At 41.8% G+C, this 24,262-nt stretch carries 23 protein-coding genes; 7 read left to right on the plus strand and 16 right to left on the minus strand.

The window, feature by feature from the left end:
- Positions 1-61 precede the first annotated feature (61 nt).
- From aceF to pdhR, 3 genes are all read right to left on the minus strand, one after another.
- Entirely contained in the window at positions 62-1,693 is a 1,632-nt protein-coding gene (gene aceF, locus PING_RS15080) for a dihydrolipoyllysine-residue acetyltransferase (protein ID WP_011771182.1), read from the minus strand.
- Between the two features lie 57 nt (positions 1,694-1,750).
- Positions 1,751-4,411: a pyruvate dehydrogenase (acetyl-transferring), homodimeric type gene (aceE, locus tag PING_RS15085; protein WP_011771183.1), complete on the minus strand. Its 2,661-nt coding sequence runs from the start codon at positions 4,409-4,411 to the stop codon at positions 1,751-1,753.
- Between the two features lie 164 nt (positions 4,412-4,575).
- A complete protein-coding gene (gene pdhR / locus PING_RS15090; protein ID WP_011771184.1) occupies positions 4,576-5,325 on the minus strand; it encodes a pyruvate dehydrogenase complex transcriptional repressor PdhR in 750 nt (249 codons plus the stop codon).
- A gap of 368 nt (positions 5,326-5,693) precedes the next feature.
- On the opposite strand from pdhR, the gene gntR reads away from it, so the two are divergent.
- Entirely contained in the window at positions 5,694-6,692 is a 999-nt protein-coding gene (gene gntR / locus PING_RS15095; protein ID WP_041767370.1) for a gluconate operon transcriptional repressor GntR, read from the plus strand.
- An 85-nt stretch (positions 6,693-6,777) separates the two neighbouring features.
- On the opposite strand, the gene PING_RS15100 is transcribed toward gntR, so the two are convergent.
- From PING_RS15100 to PING_RS15110, 3 genes are all read right to left on the minus strand, one after another.
- The gene (locus PING_RS15100) at positions 6,778-7,425 is read right to left on the minus strand and encodes a bifunctional 4-hydroxy-2-oxoglutarate aldolase/2-dehydro-3-deoxy-phosphogluconate aldolase (protein ID WP_011771186.1); all 648 of its coding nucleotides are present in this window, start codon (positions 7,423-7,425) and stop codon (positions 6,778-6,780) included.
- 262 nt (positions 7,426-7,687) lie between these two features.
- Positions 7,688-8,002 (minus strand): hypothetical protein, encoded by a 315-nt coding sequence (locus PING_RS15105; RefSeq protein ID WP_011771187.1) that lies wholly within the window; start codon positions 8,000-8,002, stop codon positions 7,688-7,690.
- A 36-nt stretch (positions 8,003-8,038) separates the two neighbouring features.
- Positions 8,039-8,563 carry a gluconokinase gene (locus tag PING_RS15110; RefSeq protein ID WP_011771188.1) on the minus strand — a complete coding sequence of 175 codons (525 nt, stop codon included), beginning with the start codon at positions 8,561-8,563 and terminating at the stop codon, positions 8,039-8,041.
- A 417-nt stretch (positions 8,564-8,980) separates the two neighbouring features.
- Here PING_RS15110 and PING_RS15115 point away from each other — a divergent pair, with 417 nt between their 5' ends.
- From PING_RS15115 to gndA, 5 genes are all read left to right on the plus strand, one after another.
- Positions 8,981-9,997, plus strand: a complete 1,017-nt coding sequence (locus PING_RS15115; protein WP_011771189.1) for a TRAP transporter substrate-binding protein — start codon at positions 8,981-8,983, stop codon at positions 9,995-9,997.
- Between the two features lie 61 nt (positions 9,998-10,058).
- Complete coding sequence (locus PING_RS15120) at positions 10,059-10,622, plus strand: TRAP transporter small permease subunit (protein ID WP_011771190.1); 564 nt, start codon at positions 10,059-10,061, stop codon at positions 10,620-10,622.
- Positions 10,615-11,937: a TRAP transporter large permease gene (locus PING_RS15125; protein WP_011771191.1), complete on the plus strand. Its 1,323-nt coding sequence runs from the start codon at positions 10,615-10,617 to the stop codon at positions 11,935-11,937. The genes PING_RS15120 and PING_RS15125 overlap by 8 nt, the downstream gene beginning before the upstream one ends.
- Positions 11,937-12,470, plus strand: a complete 534-nt coding sequence (locus tag PING_RS15130; RefSeq protein ID WP_011771192.1) for a gluconokinase — start codon at positions 11,937-11,939, stop codon at positions 12,468-12,470. Before PING_RS15125 ends, PING_RS15130 begins: the two co-directional genes overlap by 1 nt.
- 34 nt (positions 12,471-12,504) lie before the next feature.
- Entirely contained in the window at positions 12,505-14,007 is a 1,503-nt protein-coding gene (gene gndA / locus PING_RS15135) for an NADP-dependent phosphogluconate dehydrogenase (protein ID WP_011771193.1), read from the plus strand.
- 111 nt (positions 14,008-14,118) lie between these two features.
- Here the strand turns inward: gndA and PING_RS15140 are convergent, their stop codons facing one another.
- The 9 genes from PING_RS15140 to PING_RS20170 all read right to left on the minus strand — a co-directional run bounded on the left by PING_RS15140 (position 14,119) and on the right by PING_RS20170 (position 22,226).
- Positions 14,119-14,937, minus strand: coding sequence for a sulfite exporter TauE/SafE family protein (locus PING_RS15140; protein WP_011771194.1), 819 nt, complete (start codon positions 14,935-14,937; stop codon positions 14,119-14,121).
- 121 nt (positions 14,938-15,058) lie between these two features.
- On the minus strand, positions 15,059-16,294 hold the full coding sequence (locus PING_RS15145) for an amidase family protein (protein WP_011771195.1): 1,236 nt from the start codon (positions 16,292-16,294) through the stop codon (positions 15,059-15,061).
- Between the two features lie 558 nt (positions 16,295-16,852).
- The gene (ampD, locus tag PING_RS15150; RefSeq protein ID WP_011771196.1) at positions 16,853-17,398 is read right to left on the minus strand and encodes a 1,6-anhydro-N-acetylmuramyl-L-alanine amidase AmpD; all 546 of its coding nucleotides are present in this window, start codon (positions 17,396-17,398) and stop codon (positions 16,853-16,855) included.
- Between the two features lie 416 nt (positions 17,399-17,814).
- The gene (locus tag PING_RS15155; protein ID WP_332248854.1) at positions 17,815-18,264 is read right to left on the minus strand and encodes a DUF6641 family protein; all 450 of its coding nucleotides are present in this window, start codon (positions 18,262-18,264) and stop codon (positions 17,815-17,817) included.
- A 35-nt stretch (positions 18,265-18,299) separates the two neighbouring features.
- Positions 18,300-19,001, minus strand: coding sequence for a hypothetical protein (locus PING_RS15160; protein WP_011771198.1), 702 nt, complete (start codon positions 18,999-19,001; stop codon positions 18,300-18,302).
- Between the two features lie 29 nt (positions 19,002-19,030).
- Complete coding sequence (locus PING_RS15165; protein WP_041766562.1) at positions 19,031-19,942, minus strand: hypothetical protein; 912 nt, start codon at positions 19,940-19,942, stop codon at positions 19,031-19,033.
- Positions 19,920-21,128 (minus strand): MBOAT family O-acyltransferase, encoded by a 1,209-nt coding sequence (locus tag PING_RS15170; protein WP_041766563.1) that lies wholly within the window; start codon positions 21,126-21,128, stop codon positions 19,920-19,922. Before PING_RS15170 ends, PING_RS15165 begins: the two co-directional genes overlap by 23 nt.
- Positions 21,128-21,307 carry an H-NS family nucleoid-associated regulatory protein gene (locus tag PING_RS15175; RefSeq protein WP_041766565.1) on the minus strand — a complete coding sequence of 60 codons (180 nt, stop codon included), beginning with the start codon at positions 21,305-21,307 and terminating at the stop codon, positions 21,128-21,130. Before PING_RS15175 ends, PING_RS15170 begins: the two co-directional genes overlap by 1 nt.
- Before the next feature lie 712 nt (positions 21,308-22,019).
- Complete coding sequence (locus PING_RS20170; protein ID WP_198134709.1) at positions 22,020-22,226, minus strand: DUF6626 family protein; 207 nt, start codon at positions 22,224-22,226, stop codon at positions 22,020-22,022.
- A 799-nt stretch (positions 22,227-23,025) separates the two neighbouring features.
- Here PING_RS20170 and PING_RS15180 point away from each other — a divergent pair.
- Positions 23,026-23,598: a tyrosine-type recombinase/integrase gene (locus PING_RS15180; RefSeq protein ID WP_011771202.1), complete on the plus strand. Its 573-nt coding sequence runs from the start codon at positions 23,026-23,028 to the stop codon at positions 23,596-23,598.
- Here PING_RS15180 and PING_RS15185 read toward each other — a convergent pair.
- A complete protein-coding gene (locus tag PING_RS15185) occupies positions 23,591-24,256 on the minus strand; it encodes a hypothetical protein (RefSeq protein ID WP_011771203.1) in 666 nt (221 codons plus the stop codon). The genes PING_RS15180 and PING_RS15185 overlap by 8 nt on opposite strands.
- Between the last annotated feature and the right edge of the window lie 6 nt (positions 24,257-24,262).

The raw sequence follows: 24,262 nt of genomic DNA on the forward strand, positions 1-24,262 counted from the left end.
CTATTTTATTGTCAAATAAATGCAAAATAAAAGGTCGACAAATGCCAACCTGTTAACATAATTATAAGATTAATGTCCGTAAGTCAGACAAGTAATTATTAATCGCAGTGATGAAGCGAGCACCCTCTGCACCATCGATGACACGGTGATCATAGGAAAGTGCAAGTGGAACCATCAGACGAGGCTCAAACTCTTTACCGTTCCATAATGGTTTCATTGCCGATTTAGAAACACCTAAAATAGCAACTTCAGGCGCATTTACGATAGGGGTAAACTGTGTACCGCCAATACCACCAAGACTGGAGATAGTCATACTGCCACCCTGCATATCTCTGGTGGTTAATTTACCGGCACGCGCTTTTTTCGAAATTTCTCCGAGTTCACGCGACAGATCATAGATCCCTTTGTTTATGACATCTTTTACTACGGGGACAACCAGACCGTTTGGTGTATCGACCGCAATACCGATATTGATGTATTTTTTCAGGATTAAACTTTCACCATCGGCTGATAATGAAGAGTTAAAATCAGGATATTGTTGCAGTGCTTTAGCCACTGCTTTCATCATAAAGACTAACGGACTGATTTTCAGACCTAAGTCGCGCTTAACTGCAATCGCATTTTGTTCTTTACGGAACGCTTCAAGTTCAGTGATATCGACTTCATCAAATTGTGTAACATGCGGGATAGTTACCCAGTTACGGTGTAGAGTCGGACCTGATATTTTTTGGATACGTGAAAGTGGCTTAACTTCCACTTCGCCAAATTTAGCGAAATCAACTTTTGGAGAAGCAAGCACTTGCAAGCCACCACCGCCGCCAGATTTAGCCAGCAATAGCTGTGCTTTAACATAAGTCTGTACGTCTTCTTTGGTCGTACGACCTTTAATACCCGTTGCTGGAATAACCGAAAGATCCAAATTAAACTCACGCGCAGTACGGCGCACCGAAGGAGAAGCTTTAATTGAGCCGGCAACAGAAACCTGTGAGGGGCTAAGTTGAGCAGCAGCTTTTGGTGCTTCAGCAGCGGCAGCAACAGGCGCAGCGGCTGCAGGAGCGGGTTCAGCAGGAGTAGGAGCCGGTTCAGCAGCAGCGGGAGCAGGAGCAGGAGCAGCACCTTGTACTTCAACCACTAAAATTAATGAACCTTCAGAAACTTTATCACCCACAGCGGCTTTAATTTCTTTAACTACACCCGCAAAGGGTGCAGGGACATCCATTGACGCTTTATCGCCTTCAACCGTTAGGATATCTTGCTCTTCCGCTATGCTATCTCCAACAGAAACAAGGATTGCCGTCACTTCAACTTCGTCACCACCGATATCGGGAACAGATATTTCTTTTAATTGAGTCGTTGCAGCAGCAGGCGCTTCAACCGCAGGGCTCGCTTCTTCCACAGGTGAAGCAGGTGCCTCAGCAGCAGGTGCATCGGCAGCAGGCGCATCAGCATCAGCAACTTCAACTTCAACCATCAGTACTAGGTTACCTTCAGAAACACTGTCACCTACTTTCACTTTAATTTCTTTAACCACACCGGCAACCGATGAGGGTACATCCATCGAGGCTTTGTCACCTTCAATGGTTAATACATCTTGCTCCACGGCGATAGTGTCACCAACAGATACTAAAATATCAGTAATATCAGCCGCATCGGCACCAATATCAGGCAGTAAAAATTCTTTTAATTCAGACATAATAATTTTCCTAATCAATAAAAGACGCTGTTATTGTTTAATAACAGCGCATTTAATTTACGCAAATAATGGGTTGGTTTTGTTTACATCGATAGCAAATTTAGCAATGGCTTGGGTGACGACTGAACGTTCGATATCACCACGTTTGGCAAGCTCAGCTAATGCCGCAACAACAACATAACCTGCATTCACTTCAAAGTGACGACGTAAATTTTCACGACTGTCACTGCGACCGAAACCATCGGTACCAAGCACTTTATAGGAATCACTTGGAACAAAGGCACGTACTTGCTCAGCATAGTTTTTCATGTAATCCGTTGCCGCAATCGTTGGCTCATCACCTAATATTTGGGTAATGTAAGCGACTTTTTGCTCAGCTTCCGGGTTAAGCATATTGTATCGCTCTGCATCCTGACCTTCACGGGTTAATTCATTAAATGAAGTCACCGAGAAAATATCAGAGGCTACGTCATATTCTTCACTTAGAATGACAGCCGCTCTGCGTACTTCATTCATGATCGTACCTGAACTTAATAACTGTACTTTATTACTACCCGTGTGCGATTGAAGTTTATAGATACCTTTACGAATACCTTCTTCAGCGCCTTCAGGCATTGCCGGCATGGCGTAGTTTTCATTCATCACCGTTAAGTAGTAGAAAACATTCTCCTGCTTCTCACCGTACATACGCTCAATACCATCTTGAATAATAACGGCCAGTTCGTACACAAAAGTCGGGTCATAAGAGATACAGTTAGGGATAGTATTAGCCTGAATGTGACTGTGACCATCTTCATGCTGTAAGCCTTCGCCATTTAGCGTTGTACGACCAGCGGTCGCACCGATTAGGAAACCACGAGCCTGTTGGTCACCCGCCATCCATGCCATATCACCAACACGCTGAAAACCAAACATAGAGTAGTAGATGTAGAATGGAATCATCGGTAAATCATTGGTGCTATAAGACGTGGCAGCTGCCACCCAAGAAGACATTGAACCTAATTCATTGATACCTTCTTGGAGTACCTGACCCGATTTTGTTTCTTTGTAGTAAGAAACAACTCCGCGATCTTCCGGGGTGTATTCCTGGCCATCCGGATTGTAGATACCGACTTGACGGAATAAACCTTCCATACCAAAAGTACGGCCTTCATCGGCAATGATCGGGACAATATTTTTACCGATACTTTTGTCTTTTAATAAAAGGTTTAAAATACGCACATAAGCCATGGTGGTTGAGATTTCACGTTTTTGCTCTTGTAACAGCGGTGCGAATTTCTCAAGCGACGGTACCTCAAGTTTTCCAGAAAACTTAGTAGAACGTTTAGGAGTATAACCTAATAGTGCTTCACGATGACCGTGTAAATATTTGTATTCTTCCGAGCCTTCTTCCAGTGTTAAGTAAGGTAGTGTTGACGCATTCTCATCACTTAACAGGTCCTGCAGGCCTAAACGATCACGTAAGGTTTGAATATGTGTTTCGTTCATTTTCTTCACGCCGTGAGCAATGTTTTTGCCCTCAGCCGCTGCACCCATACCGTAACCTTTAACTGTTTTAGCTAAGATAACCGTTGGTTTGCCCTGCGTCTCCTGAGCATTTTTAAAGGCGGCATAGAGTTTAGATGAATCATGACCACCGCGCTTCAATGCAAAGATTTCTTCATCTGTCCAAGTTGCAACTAGTGCGGCTGTTTCAGGATATTTACCAAAGAAATGTTCACGAACGTAAGCACCATCTTTTGATTTAAAGGTTTGGTAATCACCATCAACGGTCTCTTCCATTAATTGCAGCAGTTTACCCGATGAATCCTGTGCAAGCAGAGAATCCCAGTTGCCACCCCAGATAACTTTAACAACATTCCAGCCAGCACCATGAAATAGGCCTTCAAGTTCTTGAATAATGCTGCCGTTACCCATTACCGGGCCATCTAAACGCTGTAAATTACAGTTAATTAAGAAACACAAGTTATCGAGTTTTTCACGCGATGCAAATGATAAAGAACCACGCGATTCTGGCTCATCCATCTCACCGTCACCCAGAAAAGCATAAACACGCTGATTAGCCGTTTGTTTTAAACCACGACCATCAAGATATTTTAGGAAACGTGCCTGATAAATAGCAGCAATTGGACCAAGTCCCATCGAAACGGTAGGGAACTGCCAAAATTCAGGTAATAGTTTCGGATGTGGATAGGACGGTAACCCTTTGCCATCAACTTCCTGGCGGAAATGATCAAGTTGGTCAGCGCTTAAACGACCTTCAAGAAATGCACGCGCATAGATACCGGGAGAGATATGCCCCTGGTAATAAACTAAATCACCGCCATCGGTTTCATTCGCTGCACGAAAGAAATGGTTAAAACAGACTTCGTAGAATGCTGCTGCAGACTGGTAAGAGGCCATGTGCCCCCCTAAGTCCAACTCTTTTTTAGAAGCACGCATCACGATCATGATCGCATTCCAGCGGATAATAGAACGAATGCGACGTTCTATTTTGATATCACCAGGATAGTCCGGCTGCTGTGCAAGCGGAATAGTATTAATATAATTTGTATTAATATCCGTGGGTAACTTAACCCCCTCTTTACGGGCTTGTTCGGTTACTTTTTTAATGATGAACTGGGCACGCTCAGTCCCTTCATCTTCAAGAATTGTTGTCAGGGCATCAAGCCATTCTGACGTTTCTTGTGCATCAATATCATTTAGGATGTCAGTCATGACACTTTCCTTCTTATCACTAGAAAATCTCAACCCTAAGGTTAAGCGTTTGATGTATAACTATTTAGATTAACCATTACCTGTTTTAAAACACGTTTTGGATAATGCCGTCTCGGCAATAAGTAATATAAATAGTTACTTGATTGAGCTGTTTTTTTAGCAAGTTAAAAACGCCCTAATGCGCGTTTAAATAAACTCTCTTCACGTAACATCACAAGACGTGTTTCTTCAATATAACTTAAATGCTGTGCTGATGCTTGTTGTGCACTTGCGGGTTGCTTGGATAGAATCGCGTCAAGCAGCTGCAGACGATGCTGATGAATTTTATCAGCCACTTCAGGATAACCATAAAGTTGCTGTACATTATCGGCGATATTTTTTTCCAGCAGAGGTTGAATTCCACGCGCTAAATGTAAAAAAACCACGTTGTGAGAAGCCTCTATTACAGACAGATAAAACTGTGCAACATGCTGAACCTCTTTTTCTAGATCGCGTGTTTGACGGGATTTTTCAATCGCTGCAAAACTATTTTTGATTTTTTCAAAATCAGCAGAAGTACCACGCAGGGCTGCGTAATACGCAGAAACGCCTTCCAGTGCATAACGAAACTCAAGTAAGTCATATTGAGATTCAGGATGGGTATTTAACAGTTCAAATAAGGGATCAGTTAAACGCTGACGTAATTCTTCTTTAACATAGGTCCCGCCGCCTTGACGACGGTTAAGTAACCCTTTTGACTCTAAGCGCTGCATCGCTTCACGCAGTGAAGGGCGAGAGACATCAAACTGTTTAGCCAGTTCACGTTCCGAAGGTAATTTTTCACCGAGCTCCAAAGAGCCATCTAGAATCATGCTTTCAAGACGATTTTCAATCACATCCGCAAGTTTGGGTTGTTTGATTTTTGCGTAAGTCATAATGTCCTTAATAAACAGAAACTTTGCCAGCAAGTTAATTGGTATTACCATTTAACTTTTAGCCATCTAAATTAACAATTATTTTAGCAGACGTCTAGTGAATATTGACAAAAATCAAAAAATATCCATTAGTGCTGACGGCGCATAGGTCATTTAATTATCAAACAGACAAAAGGTAAGACCAATTTTTTATAACAATTAATCGACTCTGATAAAGCGCCTCTTTGGGTCACAATGGAAATTTCAGGCCAAGCTGTTGTTCTATTAAAAGTTATTATTTTCCCGTTTATGCTTAAGATAAATGTAAGAAAAGTGGAATACAATATTAATTGTTGTTATGTTACAGGTAACATTTAATGGATAATATTATGAGCAAGAAAAAAAGACCCACCCTGCAGGATGTTGCCAATATTGTTGGCGTGACCAAAATGACCGTCAGTCGATACCTTCGCGACCCGTCTCTGGTCTCTTCTGCAATACAGGCTAAAATTGCAGTCGCATTAGAAGAATTGGGTTACATTCCCAACCGGGCACCGGATCTGCTCTCTCATGCTAAAAGCCATGCGATAGGCATCCTTGTTCCCTCTTTAACCAATCAGGTATTCTCTGAGGTTATCCGCGGTATTGAAAAAGTGACCAAAGCCGCAGGATACCAGACCATGTTGGCTCATTACGGCTATAGCGCTGAGCTTGAAGAAGAACGAATTAGCTTCCTGCTATCCTATCATATTGATGGTTTAATTCTTTCTGACAGTTACCATACGGCCCGCACTTTAAAAATGATCAAAACGGCGGGTATTCCCGTTATTGAAATGATGGATGCCGCATCACCAGCTATTGAACAGGCTGTGGGTGTTGATAATCTCGAAGCCGGTTATCAGATGGTTTCAGCCATGATTGGTCGAGGTTATAAAAATATTGTTTATCTGGGGGCTCGTTTAGATGCACGTACCCAGTTTCGACAACAGGGTTATGAAAAAGCGATGCAGGAGCACGGTTTAGTCGCTAAAAGTGTGATGACTGAAGCGCCTTCTTCCTTTACCTTAGGCGCTGAATTATTAACCCGGGCAATGGCTGAGCATCCACAAACAGATGGTTTATTTTGTACCAATGATGATCTCGCGGTTGGGGCTATTTTTGAAGCACAGCGTTGCGGCATTAAAATCCCCGATCAGATTGCCGTTGCCGGCTTTCATGGCCATAATGTTGGCCAATCTATGGTGCCTAAATTAGCAACGGTGATCACTCCCCGCGAAAAAATTGGCCAAGTAACGGCAGAGCAGCTTATTGCCCGATTAAATGGTCAAGCGATTAAACATAAAGTTATCGATCTGGGTTTTAAAATCCAACTGGGTGAAAGTATCTGATTTTTGTTATCAAGACAGGCATCAATCAATGATATCTGCCCTGTTGTAACATAAATAATCTTAATAGCACTGCACTGTTGATCAATTAAGCCTTTAAGTTTGCCATCAAAGACACTGCCTGCCCGGCAAGCTTAGTCACTTTATCCCAATGACCCTGTGCAATAGCGTCATTAGGGAGCATCCAGGAACCACCGACAGTTGCCACACAATTTAAGGCCATGTAATCAGCCACGTTGTTCAGGCTTATTCCACCCGTTGGGCAAAAACGCACCTGAGGTAGGGGCCCTGCAATTGCTTTTAATGCAGCAGCGCCACCATTCGCCTCTGCCGGGAAAAACTTCAGATGATCATAACCGAGCTCTAAGGCAGTAATGATTTCCGAAGGCGTTGCAACGCCTGGAATCAAAGGTGCATATCCCGTTTTGGCATGCTCTAATAAGCGCTGGCTGTATCCGGGAGAGATAATAAATTTTGCACCGGCGGCAACGGCAGCGTCATATTGTTGTGCATTGATAATAGTCCCGGCACCGATCATGGCCTCGGGCATCGCTGTCGCAATAGCTTTAATCGCCTCTAAAGCAACCTTTGTTCTTAAGGTCACTTCAAAAATATTAATTCCTCCTGCCGCTAGCGCCCTGGCCATTGGCAGCGCATCTTCAATATTATTAATCACCATAACTGGTACGACAGGCGAGTGAGCAAAGACCTCTCCAGGTGAAAGAGTCCAATTCATATTAAATCCTTCTTGATTACTATCACTGACACAATCGGGGAGTGAGCAAAGACCTCTGCAGGTGAAATAGTCCAATTCATGTTAACTCCTTATTAATTAAAAATAGTCCGCTTGAGAAAGGCTCTCGATCTGCGCCACATGATCATGAGCTAAGTTAGGATGAAACAATGCGCGGTGACTAATATCTGTTTTAACACAAAGACTGCCGTTATTGGCATCTAAACAAAGAAGATCACTCTCCTGCCGTTGACTTAACGAACCGTCATATAAAGATTCCGACGTAATATGAATGACAGCAGGCACGATGACAGTCGGTTTTTAACGCCGTTTTGATTTGATTAGGGTAGTTTTGATAGGGCTGGTGAGCACTTAATATATCATTATATGCGCTAATGATACCCACATTAACGTAGATAAAATCAAACATCGTTGATTTTTTCCCGGCCCCGCAGAACACAACAGTATGGGCTAAATTAACACAAGCGAGATAGCCCTGCTCGGCTTGTTTCCGGTTACACAATAAATATTCACTGCGCAATTTAATGTTTTTTGTAGCTTGTTCAATAACCTTATTCATACACGATCTTTGCTTAATTAATCTCTCTATACGAACCTATTGAATGGTTTTAATGGCAATAATACAGCGCTCTACGACCTCTTCAAAGCTGCCATCAATATCTATTTTAATAATATTTTTTTCATCTTCTTGAGGCAGCTCTAATGCATCAAACTGGCTTTTCAGCAATGCAGTGGGCATAAAATGATTTTTGCGGGCGAGCATACGTTTTAAGACTAATTCAAACTCTCCATACAATAATAAAAAGGTAACTTGATGATTACCTTCACAAATTAAATCACGATATTGCCGCTTTAAAGCCGAACAGACAATAATGGCATTTTCATTGTTTTTTTCGATACTAAATACGGCATCTCGAATGCGCTCAAGCCAAGGTATGCGGTCATTATCATTTAAGTGCTGGCCAGCAGCCATTTTTAGAATATTTGCTTTAGGATGGAGATCATCACCATCAATAAATTTGATATTTAATGCTTTACCGAGGGCTTCGCCTAGTGATGATTTACCGCTTCCTGCCACCCCCATCACAATAAATACTCTGCCTTTCAGTTGTTTATCCATTTTCACCACCATCCTATTTTTCAGAAAACTTACCGCTAAGCCTACTAAGTTACGGGTAACATATTAGCCGTAACTTGATAGGTTGTGAAGCATGGCATAATAATAAAAAGCATTAAAAAGAGAAAATATAAGATAATATTTAATATTTAATAAGAAATGCACAAAATAAAAAAATTAATTTTATAAATTCAAATAGATATAAATTTTCCTAGGTCAAATAATAAAGTAGGCGAAAACCGCTTTAAAATAGACTGTCTTTCCAAAAGCAAGGCAAAACTTAACTGCTTATCAAATTGTGACTCAACACGCAGACTTACCCGTAAGTTACCGGTAACATTCGCATCAGTTACCGGTAACCTATTTGTGACTACGTATTTATAATTTAAATATACGCTCATTAAAACAAGGAATCTAAATATGAAAAAGCTTCACAAGAAAATATTATCTGCTGTTATTGCAAGTACCCTTTCAACCTCTGCACTGGCTGCAGATTTTGTATTTAAAATGCAATCCTCAGATCCTTCTGGTGATAAAAACTACCAAGTTCAACAGCAATGGGCTGAACGTGTTGGGGTAATGTCCGGTGGGCGTATCGATATTAAATTATTACCCGTAGGCAGTATTGTTAAACATACTGAAACCCTGGGCGCAATTAAAATGGGTATATTAGATGGTCATATAACCGCGACAGGTTATTTCTCGGGCCAGGATCCGGCTTTTGGTTTAATTGGTAATATGGTGGGGGCATGGTCAGATACAACACAGCTCTTACAATATATGAACTACGGCGGTGGTAATGAGTTAATGACTGAGTTATACACCCCTTATGGCGTGCACTTTGTCGGCGCTTCAACAACGGGTGTAGAATCTTTTGTCTCTAAAGTGCCCCTTAATGGTGTCGATGATTTAAAAGGCTTAAAACTCCGCGCACCAGAAGGATTAGTGCAGCTGGTATTTGCTGCCGCTGGTGCATCGCCAGTTAATCTACCGGGCTCTGAAGTCTTCACCGGCCTTAGCAAAGGGGTTATTGATGCAGCGGATTATACGGTCTTCTCAACCAATCAAACCAATGGCTTAAATGATATTGCTCCGCATCCGGTACAGCCGGGATTCCACTCTTTACCCTTAATAGACATCTCCGTTAGCCAGAAAAAATGGGATAAATTACCCATAGATCTGCAGGAAATATTAACCGTATCAGTGCGTAATTTTTCTTACGATATGACCACCCAGCTGAAAATTGCAGACCAGGCGGCAGTCAAAATCGCACAGGCAAATCCAGATATCACTATTCATGACTGGTCTGCTGTTGAGCGTAAAAAATTCCGTGCCATCGCTAAAAGTCAATGGAAAGTATTTGCTGAACGTTCAGATAATGCGGAAAAAGTATATCAGTCAGTGACCAGCTTCTTAGGTGATAACGGTCTACTGTAAGCCGCTGTTTAACTCATTATGCAAGGGTTGATGCAACCCTTGCCCACTCTGGAAATGCATTATGTCTATTAAACACCCCGTACCGGATCATCAACCCCCCGAAGATGAACAACCTAAAAACAAACTGGACGCCACTATTATCAATGCAGGCAACTGGCTCAGTTTACTGTTTATCTTTACCGTTTTTATCTCTTTTTATGAGGTTGTGATGCGCTATGCTTTTGACTCACCTACTATCTGGGTGCATGAGACAGCTTCATTTATTGGTGCTTCTTTATTCGTCATTGGCGGATTATATGCCTTTGCTGCCGACAAACATGTGCGTGTTGTTCTGATCTATGATCTTGTTTCACAGCGTACCCGTCACTACCTTAACTTAGTGCATCATATAATAGGCATCACTTTCTCCGCATTCATGACTTATGGTGCTTATACCTTAGCAAAAAATGCCTGGTTTTCCCCCTCGGGTGAATTACGTCTAAACACCTCCGGCAGCGCCTGGAATCCCCCTTTTCCTGCTCTATTAAAAGCAATTATTGTTATTGCCTTTTGTATTCTTACTATTCAATTTTTACTGCATTTGATTGCTGAAATCAAAGTGCTAAGGAAGCATTCTCATGTTTGATTTATCCGCTATTGGCATAGGCTATGGCAGTTTATTAATGTTAGTGATGATGATAGCCCTGCTGTTAACCGGCATGCAGCTTGCGTTTGTGACCGGTTTTGTGGCGCTATTTTTCACTATTGGCTGGTTTGGAATTGATGCGCTGCCTTTGGTGACGAGTCGTTTATATAGCTTTGTTGATAGTTATATTTTTCTTGCTGTCCCTATGTTTGTATTGATGGCCGCACTGCTGGACCGATCCGGTATTGCCCATGACCTTTTTGAGGCGATGAAATTATTTGGCAAACGTCTGCGCGGTGGTGTGGCGGTTCAGACTTTACTGGTCGCGGTTATATTGGCTTCTATGTCCGGTGTTATCGGTGGTGAAACCGTGTTACTGGGTATTCTTGCGCTGCCGCAGATGCTGCGTTTAGGTTATGATCGTAAGTTGGCTATTGGGGTCACCTGTGCCGGCGGCGCATTAGGGACGATGCTGCCGCCCAGTATAGTACTAATTATTTATGGTTTAACGGCCAGTGTCTCTATCGGCGATCTGTTTAAAGCGTCGTTCTTACCAGCTTTGATACTCGCCGTCTTCTATATATTGTATGTGTTAATACGCTGTAAAATAAATCCATCCCTAGCACCTATACCCAGTGCAGAAGAATTGGCTAAAGATGCCGAAACACAACCGAATTTTTTCAAGGCGCTGTTATTCCCGTTATTATCGGTTCTCGTTGTATTAGGCAGTATCTATACCGGCGTTGCATCGGTCACCGAAGCATCGGCCCTCGGTGTTGTCGGTATTATAATCAGTACCTGGATTCGTAAAGAGCTTTGTTTTGCAATGCTGAAAGATGCAGCGATTGCGACCATGAAAACCTGCGGTATGATCATCTGGATAGGGATAGGTGCAACCGCCTTAGTAGGTGTGTACAACCTGATGGGCGGCATTGATTTTGTGGAAGTGACTATATTGTCCCTCAGTGGCGGAAATGCAACGGCTACCCTGCTGATTATGATGGGTATCTTATTAGTGTTAGGCATGTTCCTTGATTGGGTGGGTGTCGCGTTATTAACCATGCCTATTTTTGTGCCCATTATTGTCGGTTTAGGGATGGATCCCGTTTGGTTTGGTGTGGTTTTCTGCCTTAATATGCAGGTATCATTCCTTTCACCTCCCTTTGGCCCCGCCGCCTTCTATTTGAAATCCGTGGCACCAAAAGATATCAGTCTGGGGGAAATATTCAGTGCACTGGTGCCTTTTATCTGCCTGCAAATTGTCACCCTTAGTTTGGTTATCATTTTCCCCGTTCTCGCTTTATGGTGGAGATAATGGCTAATATTAATGGGGCTCATTCATCCTTTACGGGCGTAAAAATAGTCATAATGGGGGTCTCAGGCTGTGGCAAAAGTTCAATCGGCAGCAAGCTTGCTGAGCAATTAGGTCTGACTTTCTTTGATGGCGATGATTATCATTGCACTGAGAATGTTGACAAGATGAGCCAAGGTATTCCGCTTACGGATAAGGACAGGCAGGGCTGGTTATCAAGCTTGAATAACTTGTTTCAGCAACGCGCTGAAGGGGTTGTGGCTTGTTCAGCACTAACACCTGAATACAGACGGATTTTAAGACACAATAATAAAGAGTTGCTGTTCGTTTATTTACAAGGGGATTTTGATACGATTTGGCAGCGTCATCAAAATAGAACCGACCATTATTTTAAAGGTAAAACCCTGCTTGAAAATCAGTTTGCCACCTTAGTTGAACCCAATGCTTCGGAAGCGTTAATTATTGACATCCGTCAAAATGTGAGTGAAATTGTAGCGGATATTATTCAAAAACTAAGTGATTTAAACAATAAATAAAATTTTCCTAATCTATCGAAACACTGAGAGCCGAATGAAGACTAAAATAGATATTGCCGTGATAGGCTTAGGCGTGATGGGTGCCAATATGGCACTAAATTTAGCAGAGCGGAGATTTTCAATAGCCGCTTTCGACACTAATGAGGCTCGCCGTCTCGACACCGCTAAACGCCACCAAGCGTTATCGGCTGCAGCACTCACCACTGTTGCTTCTCTTTCTGAGTTAATCGACCAACTTGCTACACCGCGCTGCATCATACTCTCGGTTCCTGCGGGCTCTATTGTGGATATTATTTGTCGGGACTTGCTGGCAGCAGGTTTACAGCAAGATGATATTGTTGTCGATACGGGCAACAGCCAATGGCGCGACTCGATTGATCGGGCGCAAACATACGCAGGTAAATTTAACTTCTTTACCTGCGCCATTTCCGGCGGAGAAATGGGTGCACGTTTTGGACCTTCATTAATGCCCAGTGGTGACAAAAAAGTATGGCAGCAGTTAAAACCTATCTGGCAGGCAATGGCAGCAAAAGTCAATCCCGTTACCGGTACAGAAATTGTGCGCAGCCAAGTAGAGCACCCCTTACCAGAAGGCGAACCTTGTGCTGAGTATATTGGCCCGATTGGCTCCGGTCATTTTGTAAAAATGGTGCATAACGGTATTGAATATGCAGACATGCAGATGATTGCCGAAATAGTACAATTTATGCGTCAAATATTGACCATGTCGGCAGTGGAAGTCGGTGCGGTATTTCGCCGCTGGAATAAAGGAAAACTGCAAAGTTATCTGATTGAAATTACGGCTGACATTCTTCTAACGGTCGATCCTAAAACAGGCCAGCCACTGGTCGATGTGATTATGGATCAGGCCAGTCAAAAAGGCACAGGAAACTGGACTGCACGTGAAGCATTAGTACTCGGCGTACCGGCAACGGCCATTACCGCCTCGGTATTTGCTCGCTGCCTGAGTACTCAAAAAACGATTCGTCAAATCGCTGCAGTGCAGTTAACCGGTCCTATTATCAGCACTGACGATAAAACCTTATGGATTGATAAACTGGCAGATGCGCTGTACTGCTCAAAAATCTGTAGCTATGCGCAGGGGTTCGAGCTGATGTCTGCTGCTGAAAAAGAGCATAATTGGACGCTTGATTATATTTCAATCGCTAAAATATGGCGTGGCGGTTGTGTGATACGCGCTCACTTTTTAGATGATATTTCCAAGGCCTATCAAACTGAGCCTGAATTACTTAATTTAATGCTGGCGGAAAGGTTCACAGACAGCCTGGCGAAAGGTCAGTTATCCTGGCGGGAAGTCTTAGCCAAAGCGATTATGCAGGGGATGCCAATGCCCGCTATCAGCGCTGCGATCAGCTACTACGATTGCTACCGTGAAGCTGATTCCTCTGCCAGCCTGATTCAGGCAATGCGTGATTATTTTGGCGGCCATACGTACCTGCGTAAAGATCGGGATTCAAGACAAAGTTTCCATTATGATTGGCACTTTGGTAGTGGTGAACAAACGGCTGAGCATTAATATCAAATCCACTGATTTTCTATCCATTTATCCCGGTTAAAATGAATAGAAAAAAGTGGATATTAGTAACGTTTTGCCGATAAAACATGACAGTCCGAGTATCATGCGCGTTTAAAAAACCTGCAATAACATACGTAACCCTGTGATGATAAGGCTAATGGCGAAAATACGCTTTAATAACTTAGCATCCAAGTAAGATGATACGCGAGCACCGATTGGAGCAAAAAACACCGTTAAAGGAATAAGAAAAAAACAAGCTAACAAGTTCACTAAACCATAGGTCATAGGCGGGGCATCAGCTGCTGATTCACCAATAATTAATAGACTTAGCGCCCCTGGAAAAGCAATTAAAAATCCCACTGCAGCAGCAGTTCCCACGGCTTTATGCATAGGATAACTAAAGGCCGTTAAACTGGGCACCGTTAGGGTTCCGCCGCCAATCCCAACCATCACGCTTAAAAAGCCAATAGTTCCAGCCATTACACCTTTACCCGGCGTGCCGGGTAATTTAGTGGCCAGAGGTTTGGCGCCTGCTCTTAAAATCATATTCAAGGCGGCAATGATCGCAATAAAACCAAATAATCCGCTTAACCACAAACCATTAATTTGAGTCACTATCACAGAGCCTGCGAGCACTCCCATAATCACAAAGGGTGCGAGGATTTTAAGCAGGGGTAAATCTACATTTCCTCTTTTAATATGGGCACGAATAGAACTAAGGGAGGTAAAAACCATGGTAGCGAGTGAGGTTGCGGTAGCAATAGGCATTGCCGTTTCAGGGCTAACACCTATCACTTGAAAAACAAAAAATAATACAGGGACTATTATTATGCCCCCTCCTACACCAAGCAGACCCGCTAAAAATCCGGCTAAACAGCCTGTCGCCATTAAACTAAGGATGACAAATAACAGTTCATTTGAAAATTCCATTTAACTAACACCTTATTCACAACCTTATTCACAACCTTATTTAAATAAGTATATTAAAGTTGTTGCTTAATTTTACCTAATAAAGACTGCTGATTATGACGTATATCCCTCGCTGATTCGCTCAGAGTTTGTTATTTAACCAACTCTTGCTATTAACAGACTCATTGACAGCCAGGCTTTGCAGCAGATATTGCCCCTGTTTTATCAATTTTTTTTCACTATTAGGCATGCCAATCAAGGATAGACCATAGGATTTTCCATTGATTTTACCTAAGGGTAAATGCAGCTGGGGTAAACCGCATAAACTGGCTAACGCGGTCAGGCCCAATAACCTTTTACGATAATAAATTAATGAATTAACAGATTGTTTCAGCTCCGGTGGCAACCCAGGTGTTGTTGGAAGACATAACCAGCCTCCTTTGCTCTTTAATAAATAAATAAACAAAGTGCTAAAATTAGCCATTTTTTGTTTCGCTTCAACGTACTCATCGATGCTTATATTTTTTGATTTATCAAACCGTCTGGAGACATCCTTAGTAACAGCACTTTGATGTTCTGCCAACCACTCACTATGCTCTTGAATCAATTCATACCCTTGAATAATGCTGAACCACTCCGCTAACTCCTCTAAACTGACCTCGCAAATATCAAGTAACGAATCAGTTGAGACAACATAACGATTACGCGCCAGTCTATTTAACTTGTTAGTTAATTCCTCTTTCACTTCCGAATCCATCAATTCTAAGGCTCTTTTTTCCACAAAAATAAAAACATCCTCAAATTGATCCACGGGTGGTTGCTCCCGGAATAAACTGGTAACAACATTGCTCATTACAGTGAGGTTACGCGTAAGAAGGCCTGCTGTATCAAAGCTTTTTGCCAGCGAAAAGCTATGATCAAGCGGCAATGCGGCATAAGTTGCCCTTAATCCAAAAAGCCCGCAGTAACTTGCAGATATTCTTATTTCACCAGCAGCATCAATTCCTAAAGCAAAATCACCATCACCACGAGCAACAGCTGCTGAGCAGCTTGATGAACCGCCAGACTGGCATTTAGGTGCTAAGTGATTAATAGCAGTACCATAATGGGTATTCATACCATCAAAACCACAAGCTAATTCAGAGGATTGCACTCGACCCGAGCAATGTGCTCCCTGTATTAATAATTGTGTAATAATAGGAGAAGTGTGAAGCGCTGGCTCATGACTCATTAACCAGGTTGGATTTCCCGCACCTGTCACATACCCTTGTACATCAAAAACATCCTTAAACACAAACCGATAACCTGAGAGTACGCCACGTGTCTTGATTGCAGCAATGCTTTTAGGCCCTTGTCGACAATAAACACTTGTATCCATAATTGATTTTACCTGATAGTTGGAAATTTAAGACTGTCATTTGCGTCTTTGATAAAAAATAGAAATTGCTCGCTCGACACAAATGTTTATAGGGTCTTGCCGGTTGAAGTTAAGAGTATAAAACAGATGTTTCACCCTCCAAACTAGCCAGCTAAGACCCCTCTTTATGAAAATTTTCCCTGAAATTTAGCAAGGTAAAGGTTATATGCATTTAACACGCCAACTTATATTAATTAAAATATTGAATGGAATTAACTGCGGAATCCATACTGCGTTGCAGCATCTTTACTGAGTGTTTATGGTTTTTTGTAAAGAATTATTTCATTTATGCCCTATAACCTATTTTTCAAGCTGAAAACAGGCTGGTTTGGCCGCAGTCATTATCAATCGCTTTATTGATAATCCATACAACTGCCTCTGTTGATTATTATCCCGCCCCATTATGGTGCAGAATAATAATAATAAGGTGCGGCAATAACCAAAGTATAATATGGGGTAGGTTGGCAGACTCATATATTAGCGCCTCAGCGCCAGAGAAGATAATACTAAGACAAGGGTTCAATCACTTAACAAACTCAAATAATAAACCCAGTCAAATCCACTGCCGGGATCCGTTTTTCTGCCCGGCGCTATCTCACTATGTGCGACTATTCGTTGTTTACTGATAGCAGGATAACGTTGCTGTATTTTTTGAGTCAAGGTTGCAAGTGAACGATATTGTCTTTCTGTATAGGCGCTTTTATCTGTGCCCTCAAGCTCAATACCAATGGAATAATCATTGCATCGATCAACTCCGGCAAAATAGGATGCCCCGGCATGCCAGGCACCTTTTTCAAAAGGCACATATTGTTCAATCTCACCATTACGGCGAATCACACAATGTGCAGAGACTTCAAGCCCTTCAAGGCTGCTAAAATCAGGGTGAGCATAACAATCTAAACATCCGGTAAATAAAGACTCAATTTCCGGGCCGCCATAACAACCTTCGGGCAGACTAATACAATGAATAACCAATAAGCTAATCTCGCTGCCTGCAGGTCGTTGATTATAAAAGGGACTGGATATCTGTCTGGCATTTTGATAAAAGCCGAGTTTATTAATCACAAATAATGCTCCTTAAAAAAGGCGAAAAGGCCAGAATGCTGAAAGGCGTTAAAGCTAGAAGGCTGCGAGCTGACGGCTGACGGCTGACGGCTGACGGCTGACGGCTGACGGCTGACGGCTGACCTGAATCATAGACAGCAAAAAAGGCGCTAAAAGCGCCTTTTTTCAATCATTAACTGGCTCGCAGCTAAAAAATTTATTCCCACTCAGTAGCCACGTTGAGTATTTCTTGTTTATAATCAATAATTTATAGACACCTAATGGTACGTGTGTAACAAGTGTGTAACTCACCAACCACTCTGCACGCTTTTTCTACACTTACGTACATATTGCAATTCAATAGTTTACGCAATCTACACTCGCACACTGTACGACGTAGAACGTGCTGAATTATACACGTTCTTCTGTTCGTTTGTTCACTTGTTCTTTAGTGTCAAACGTCTACCAAACTGTGCTTGCTGTTCTATCAGCACATCTAACTCGCCTAGTTCAGCAGCTTCACGTACCTTACGCAGTGTATCAGCCACCTCAGCTTCGCTAGCTAGTTCGATGGCATTCTTACCTTTAGCAAACTCTAGTGGCTTGCTTCCATAACGTACAACAAGGTTGATTTTACCATCAACGCTAGCTGTCCACCAACGCTTGGCAACTTCAACTTTGGTTTGTTTGCCTTCGCCATCAGTAACCCATTTATGTTGCGTGGGAGTGTAGTCTTTGTTTGTTGCAAGTTGGATCTGTTCATCTATCTTTGCCATCAACTTGCGACGACGCACAGCGATTGGATTGTTGTTTTGAAGTGGGTTAAATGCAACGAAATTCAGTGTATCAAGTACAGTCATAACAGCCTCCTTGTTAGCTCTAAGCATTGTGCTTTCAGAGTTAGGTGGCTGTCATCCGAAGATTAGTCGTCAGTGTTCAGAAACTTTTCTAGCATAAGCCTATCACCTTTGGACGATACTGTTGTGTCTCTACCGATACTATAAATTGCACATTCAACAACACTTATTTTTACGTCAATCTTCTTCACTAGACGACTATCGTCACTCAGCTTCTCTATACTGCGTGATGTAACCAAGCGCGGTAAGTTGCCAAGACTTGCATCAATTAAACTACCGTGTCCAAAGTCCAAGTGCCTATCAAACCAAATCTGTAAGCTAGCATCAGCAGCAACAATTTCTTGAAGTATCTCTAGTGCATCTTCACATAAGCTTTCGCATTTGCCATCCAACTTATATGCTGCAGACTTCTTACCCTTTCGATGGCACGCATCAGAACGATTACGCATCATAATCGCTTCTTTCAACTTGTCCTCGTATCGTTTTAGCTCACTTGGCTTATCTTTAAGCTCTTCTCTAAACAGCTTTTGCGTGTCCCATTCAGCAGCTATCTGTTCGTATTCATCTACACTTAGCCACGTCTGCAGTTGACGGTTTTGCACGTTATCTCCACGCTTTAACTTAACAGCTATTGCTTCGAGTTTAGATAATCGTTTTTCTTCTTCAGCTGACAGTTTTCGACGTGGATTTACTTTATCTAAACGCTCTTGCAGTAACTTCCGAAAGTTACTAGCTGGCTTTTTTTGATTGTCGTACCACTCACTCATCTATCAAGCACTTCAATCATTACTACTCACTAACGATTTTGCATTAGCAAAAGTAATTCAGAAGTTCTAATTTCACGTCCATTAGCATTAGCATGATGTGTCCCATCGCAAAGTACACTGACGTCTGAGAACGTAGATTGAGCAATATAGTGTGCAGAATTACTAACCACTTCTGACTCTAACGTGTCTGAGAATTTTCCAATGTCATCTTCACTTAATTGACTTCTGAGCGTAGATGGCAAAACAAATGATATATTAGCGTTTGGAAATAAAGTACTAACTGTCAAAAGATTATCGCCAAGCCACTGCTTGAAATCTTCGTCAATTGTTACTGGAATCCATTCGTCACGTATTTTTTCTCGTTGGCAACCATCGAACTCATCAAAATTAAAATCACCACTAGGTGTGGGCATTGGATATTGCAAACTCTGAAACGGAGGCTTATCTTGTAAAAAATCTTTTAAGTAGCTTGCTAGCGAACGTCCAGTGAATTGAAATTTTACTCGACCGTCACCACTGATGCCAATCTGGCTCTGATTTGACTCTAACCTGTCCAAAAAAACTGTGTTTGTAAGAGGAATGACAGAACTATAAAAGATGCTTTTAATTTGCGTTCTTTCTATAGCTAGATTGCGTATGAAATCAAAGTATGCACCATCCGAAAAACCTTCATTAAGCAAACTAAGATTGTAGCAAGTTAAGTTACTTTGATTTGACATTTGCTCCGCACTTAAACTGAATACTGCATTTGAGCCTCCTAATATGAGGCAGTCTATGTCATCTCTGACACTCAAATTTAAAGCATGCTGCTCAGAAATTAATTGACGCCCTCCATCATCATAGTTTTGCCACTCGACAACCCTAAATACGATGTAAAAAAGAAGGACACTAGGTATAAAAACCCAAAAGATAACACGATTAACGTTGCCCATATACAGCATAATCCACCCCTACATTTGATGCGAACAAAATACCAAGCGTACATAAAATAAATAATGACATTGGAGTTCGCAGGAACTTGTAATTCCTCTTCTGCATAATCTTTGACTTTTTAAAGATAAACTCGCAAGCAACTATTAAAATTCCAAACAGCAGCGAAACAAGGGATTGCGACGGCACAGTTAGTAATGCATCAATAACTCCAAACCCATCAAAAGAAAATGTTAACTTATCGAGCAACCTAGCCGTGTTGCTATCAGCAAATATCAATCTACCAACGACGATAATAATTGGAAGCAACAGGAGCGGCAGTAATGAATTTTTTTGTTTAAGAATTTTTATAGTTAGCCAAAAAAAGAATGCGTGGAATAAACCCCATAGCAAAAAATTAAATGTAACTCCATGCCACATCGCAGACGCTACGTAAACAACAAGCAGAGCGGATAATAATGAGTATTTTTTTCGCATAGGGTTATAGAAAAGAACTTTTAAGACTTGCGAGAGTGATGTGTGCCACCCCTTCCAAAACTCTATAATGTTACTACTAGAGAATGGCTGTCTGAAGTTAAGTGGTATACGAAAACCCAACACTCCAAACACACCATATATAAGCAATGAAAGTCCACAAAAATTCACGTAGACAAAAAGCTCAAAGATAGCAGCGAAAATAAGTGATGAAACAATATCCCTCTTATCTATTAAAAAGAAAAATTCAGTTAATGGACTCCCAACGATTTGAAACATAAATGTACCAACAATGATAAAGGGCACATAATATTCAATTCTCTGCCTTAAGCTCTTGTAGCTTATGCGCTTGAAGTACAACGCGATGGGCCCAGTACTCAATAACAATGGATTAGAGACAGATAACACGCTTTGATAGTTGAGTTTATTTTGTGTTATCAAATACGCCATTGATGCAGTGTAAAATGACAAGCCATACAAAAGTACGTTACTGCTCTCAGCATGAGAACCAGTAAGATTTTCAGTAAAACCCAGTAGACTTGCAACGGAAATACTGAAGAACAGCAGATACTGAAGATACGGTAATTGATATATTGTGTTGAAAAAAGTAAACGCCAGTACAGCAAGTAGTGGAACTAGAAGTTTTTCAACCTCGAAGCTACCTGAAACAACAACGAGCAAGATGCATGCAATAACCCAAGCATAAGAGTTCTGAAAATACATCAAATTTTACTCTTTCTACCTTCAGCCAACGAGCCTTTCAACATGCCAGCCGTAAAGCCAAACTCTTTGCATAACCGCTTCACTTCTTTGAGAGCGTTCGTACGTTCGTTCTTCTTTGCTTCAGCCATCTGCTGCTGAATTGCTTCCATTTCAGCTTTCAATTCGTCGTAAGATTTCATCTCACATATCCGTTAGTTGAGTATCAGTCTGATATTATAGATTTATTTCTGAGATGAACAGCACGTTTTTTCTACGTCTTCTGAGATTAAATGCTTTTAGGGGAAAGTATTTGCACAGCACCTCACTATGCCAGTCAGTCATTATGTCAACCACACTGCCATACAGCTATAAACCGTGCAGTTTTGACGTTTTTAACTATAGTAACTTACTGGTTTCGTTGATTTGGTAACGGTGGTTGCGGACGAATAGGCGTGAAGTCTGTTCGTTCTGTGTCTTTTGGTGTCTTCTGTGGTGGTGATTGTTGCTTGACTATCTTTGTCTTAGGAACAGCTATGGTGCGTGTGACAGTCTTTGTTTCTGGTCTTAGGAACAGCTATGGTGCGTGTGACAGTCTTTGTTTCTGGTTTTACCATCTTCTTTGCTAATGCTACCACGCTGTTGCTTGTGCTCAACATCAACTCAAGTGCTGCCCACTTTGTTTCATCATCCACACGCTCTATATCGTTACGTATGGCGTTTAAGGCTTGTTGAATATCTTGCAGCGCACTCTTGTTCATACAGTTATTTAGCAACTTGCAGATTTGGGTGAGTTAAAATCACCACCTCACTTTTGTAAGTACTCCACCACAATAATTCGCAGCACGAAAATTTACTGTCTAAATACCCATTTCGGATGACGACTTTGCTCGTTTGAAGTTACAGTGCTACTTGTCAAACTCTCAGCTCTTCTTTCCACCACCCCACAGCATCTGCATTTATCTGCTTGTGACAACGTTCACTCAGCTCTATGAACTGTTTGCCAAGCTGAGTGTGGGCTTTTGTAGCCGTCATACAGCGTCCGTAGTGATGTAGCTTGCTGGCACATATAGCCAATGTACCCACACTTGGTTTGATACGCTTAAAACGCAGCGTACGCATGTAGCACTCGCTTCTACACAGCCAAATCTCTGCTAAATTCACTCTCACTGCTCACAGCACCAATCTGCTGCAATAACTCAAATACGTCGTTTAGAACCGTTTTCTGCATCGTTTTTTCCTCTGTTGATAAATAACTATATGCACAGCTTGTTAATGTTGCTGTGTATTTATCTGCACATAGTGCCTTGTTAACGATAAAGAGTTTGCCAGTGAAAGCTGTAGCCATCGGATTTTGTCAGCACACGTAGCGTTTTAGCAGAGACGCACAACAGCGGTAGCTTCGTAATCGCTATATAAAATAAGAAGCGCACTAAGCCTACGGATGATGAAACTGTAGGGGCTGCGTAGCACACTGTGTATTGCTGCGTAGTTGCGTTGGTACTTAGGCAAGTAAACGGTGACAGCCCAACTGCACCGAAACTTAGGTAAAACTAAGAAGGCTTGATACACAGTGGCTGATAAGCAACTCAAATGAGACGCTGTTAGGCTGTAGGAAGGCTGCTTAAGCCTTCTTATGGCTAAACACAATCTAAATGAGCCTATCAATAACTATAAGAAGATTAATACACTGTGTTGTTTGAGATTGAGCGAATGCGAAAGAACAAACGGCACAAGTAGTGTTAGCGAAGCTGACACTTAGAAACAACACTTAAGAATATCTAAGAAAAGTACAATTATCTTACATTTAGACTTAAGTCTTTGAGTTATCGAAGGTATTTATAAGGCACATTCTGGTTGCTCAAAACAAACGTCAGAAAATACACTGTATGTACGAAAACATTACATTTAGGTGGTTTATATGGCACAAGCAAAGACACTTAGCAAATCAGAACTTAAGCAGCTGTTAGACGTAACAAATTCGTGCAGTCGATATTCGGCACGTGATAGCACTATGCTGCTGTTTACGCACTTGTGTGGTTTACGTGTTGGCGAAGTAGCTGCGCTGCGTTTTGACGACATACTTGATGCAAACGGCACAGTACGAGACGAAATGACACTTGATGCTGCGCGAACAAAGAGCAAACGAGCACGTAAGATATTCTTACCAAAGCAGATGCAGCGTCAGCTACAAGCATACGTTAACAGCTTAAACAAACAGCCACAGCACGGTTATTTGTTCTCTACACAGAAGCAAGCACACTTTAGTGCAAATACAGCTACACAGCATCTACAACGCTTGTATGCACGTGCTGGGATTAGTGGTGCTACATCACACAGTGGTAGACGCACTTGGCTTACAGCACTTAGTCAGAGAGGTGTTAGCGTGTTTGTACTAGCGGATATGGCTGGACACAGAAGCATTCAAACAACGCAGCGTTACGTTACAGTTAATGATGAGATGAAACGTAACGCAGCAGAGTTGATTAGCTAACAGAGAAGTCAAAGAATATCTGTGTGGATACTTTGTCATCTTTACTGTTTGGCACCAATCTATTGCCTTCAGAACGGCAATTGTATTGCTCCTCTAACATCTTTGTGTTCTGTGGATAATCACTATTTAACATACGATACACTCCGTTATGTTCATCTAATTGAGTGAAGTAACGAACACTGCTTTCTGTCCAATACGGCGCACCCAATGTTAAACGTGTGTTAGTTGCTTTAGCGATATATTGTACAGCTTTTTCATTTTCCAAAGAGATAATGTGATTGTGAGCTGTGCCTTCAATTAAGTCCGCATTTCGCTTTGCGTCATACCAGAATGTTGCAATTTTCTCATTTCCATACACATCGCTTTGCGTAACATCTACATACTCACCTTCTGGAGTTTTCCAAATACTATGAAACATCCAAATGTACATACCATGACGGTAAAGCTCTTTCCTACGCATCAACAGCCAACCACCAATTCGCTCACCACCAATTCTGTCAACTAAGTCTTGTACGTTTTGGTGACAATTCAGCACTGCGCCCGTTCCAGTTACACCTTTAATGCGACGTTTAATAAGATAACAATCATCACTAGACACTTGCTTCATAGCTTCACTAATCACTTTAGGAAGCTTGTTTGTGTAGTTAGTTCCAATCATTCTCAC

The organism is Psychromonas ingrahamii 37 (genome assembly GCF_000015285.1).
GTDB classification, from domain to species: domain Bacteria; phylum Pseudomonadota; class Gammaproteobacteria; order Enterobacterales; family Psychromonadaceae; genus Psychromonas; species Psychromonas ingrahamii.

What these genes read in the sequence shown, in the direction of transcription:
- aceF (WP_011771182.1), bottom strand. Translation starts at nt 1,693, where the DNA reads ATGTCTGAATTAAAAGAATTTTTACTGCCTGATATTGGTGCCGATGCG.
- aceE (WP_011771183.1), bottom strand. Translation starts at nt 4,411, where the DNA reads ATGACTGACATCCTAAATGATATTGATGCACAAGAAACGTCAGAATGG.
- pdhR (WP_011771184.1), bottom strand. Translation starts at nt 5,325, where the DNA reads ATGACTTACGCAAAAATCAAACAACCCAAACTTGCGGATGTGATTGAA.
- gntR (WP_041767370.1), top strand. Translation starts at nt 5,694, where the DNA reads ATGAGCAAGAAAAAAAGACCCACCCTGCAGGATGTTGCCAATATTGTT.
- PING_RS15100 (WP_011771186.1), bottom strand. Translation starts at nt 7,425, where the DNA reads ATGAATTGGACTCTTTCACCTGGAGAGGTCTTTGCTCACTCGCCTGTC.
- PING_RS15105 (WP_011771187.1), bottom strand. Translation starts at nt 8,002, where the DNA reads ATGAATAAGGTTATTGAACAAGCTACAAAAAACATTAAATTGCGCAGT.
- PING_RS15110 (WP_011771188.1), bottom strand. Translation starts at nt 8,563, where the DNA reads ATGGATAAACAACTGAAAGGCAGAGTATTTATTGTGATGGGGGTGGCA.
- PING_RS15115 (WP_011771189.1), top strand. Translation starts at nt 8,981, where the DNA reads ATGAAAAAGCTTCACAAGAAAATATTATCTGCTGTTATTGCAAGTACC.
- PING_RS15120 (WP_011771190.1), top strand. Translation starts at nt 10,059, where the DNA reads ATGTCTATTAAACACCCCGTACCGGATCATCAACCCCCCGAAGATGAA.
- PING_RS15125 (WP_011771191.1), top strand. Translation starts at nt 10,615, where the DNA reads ATGTTTGATTTATCCGCTATTGGCATAGGCTATGGCAGTTTATTAATG.
- PING_RS15130 (WP_011771192.1), top strand. Translation starts at nt 11,937, where the DNA reads ATGGCTAATATTAATGGGGCTCATTCATCCTTTACGGGCGTAAAAATA.
- gndA (WP_011771193.1), top strand. Translation starts at nt 12,505, where the DNA reads ATGAAGACTAAAATAGATATTGCCGTGATAGGCTTAGGCGTGATGGGT.
- PING_RS15140 (WP_011771194.1), bottom strand. Translation starts at nt 14,937, where the DNA reads ATGGAATTTTCAAATGAACTGTTATTTGTCATCCTTAGTTTAATGGCG.
- PING_RS15145 (WP_011771195.1), bottom strand. Translation starts at nt 16,294, where the DNA reads ATGGATACAAGTGTTTATTGTCGACAAGGGCCTAAAAGCATTGCTGCA.
- PING_RS15155 (WP_332248854.1), bottom strand. Translation starts at nt 18,264, where the DNA reads ATGCTTAGAGCTAACAAGGAGGCTGTTATGACTGTACTTGATACACTG.
- PING_RS15160 (WP_011771198.1), bottom strand. Translation starts at nt 19,001, where the DNA reads ATGAGTGAGTGGTACGACAATCAAAAAAAGCCAGCTAGTAACTTTCGG.
- PING_RS15165 (WP_041766562.1), bottom strand. Translation starts at nt 19,942, where the DNA reads ATGCTGTATATGGGCAACGTTAATCGTGTTATCTTTTGGGTTTTTATA.
- PING_RS15170 (WP_041766563.1), bottom strand. Translation starts at nt 21,128, where the DNA reads ATGTATTTTCAGAACTCTTATGCTTGGGTTATTGCATGCATCTTGCTC.
- PING_RS15175 (WP_041766565.1), bottom strand. Translation starts at nt 21,307, where the DNA reads ATGAAATCTTACGACGAATTGAAAGCTGAAATGGAAGCAATTCAGCAG.
- PING_RS20170 (WP_198134709.1), bottom strand. Translation starts at nt 22,226, where the DNA reads ATGCGTACGCTGCGTTTTAAGCGTATCAAACCAAGTGTGGGTACATTG.
- PING_RS15180 (WP_011771202.1), top strand. Translation starts at nt 23,026, where the DNA reads ATGGCACAAGCAAAGACACTTAGCAAATCAGAACTTAAGCAGCTGTTA.
- PING_RS15185 (WP_011771203.1), bottom strand. Translation starts at nt 24,256, where the DNA reads ATGATTGGAACTAACTACACAAACAAGCTTCCTAAAGTGATTAGTGAA.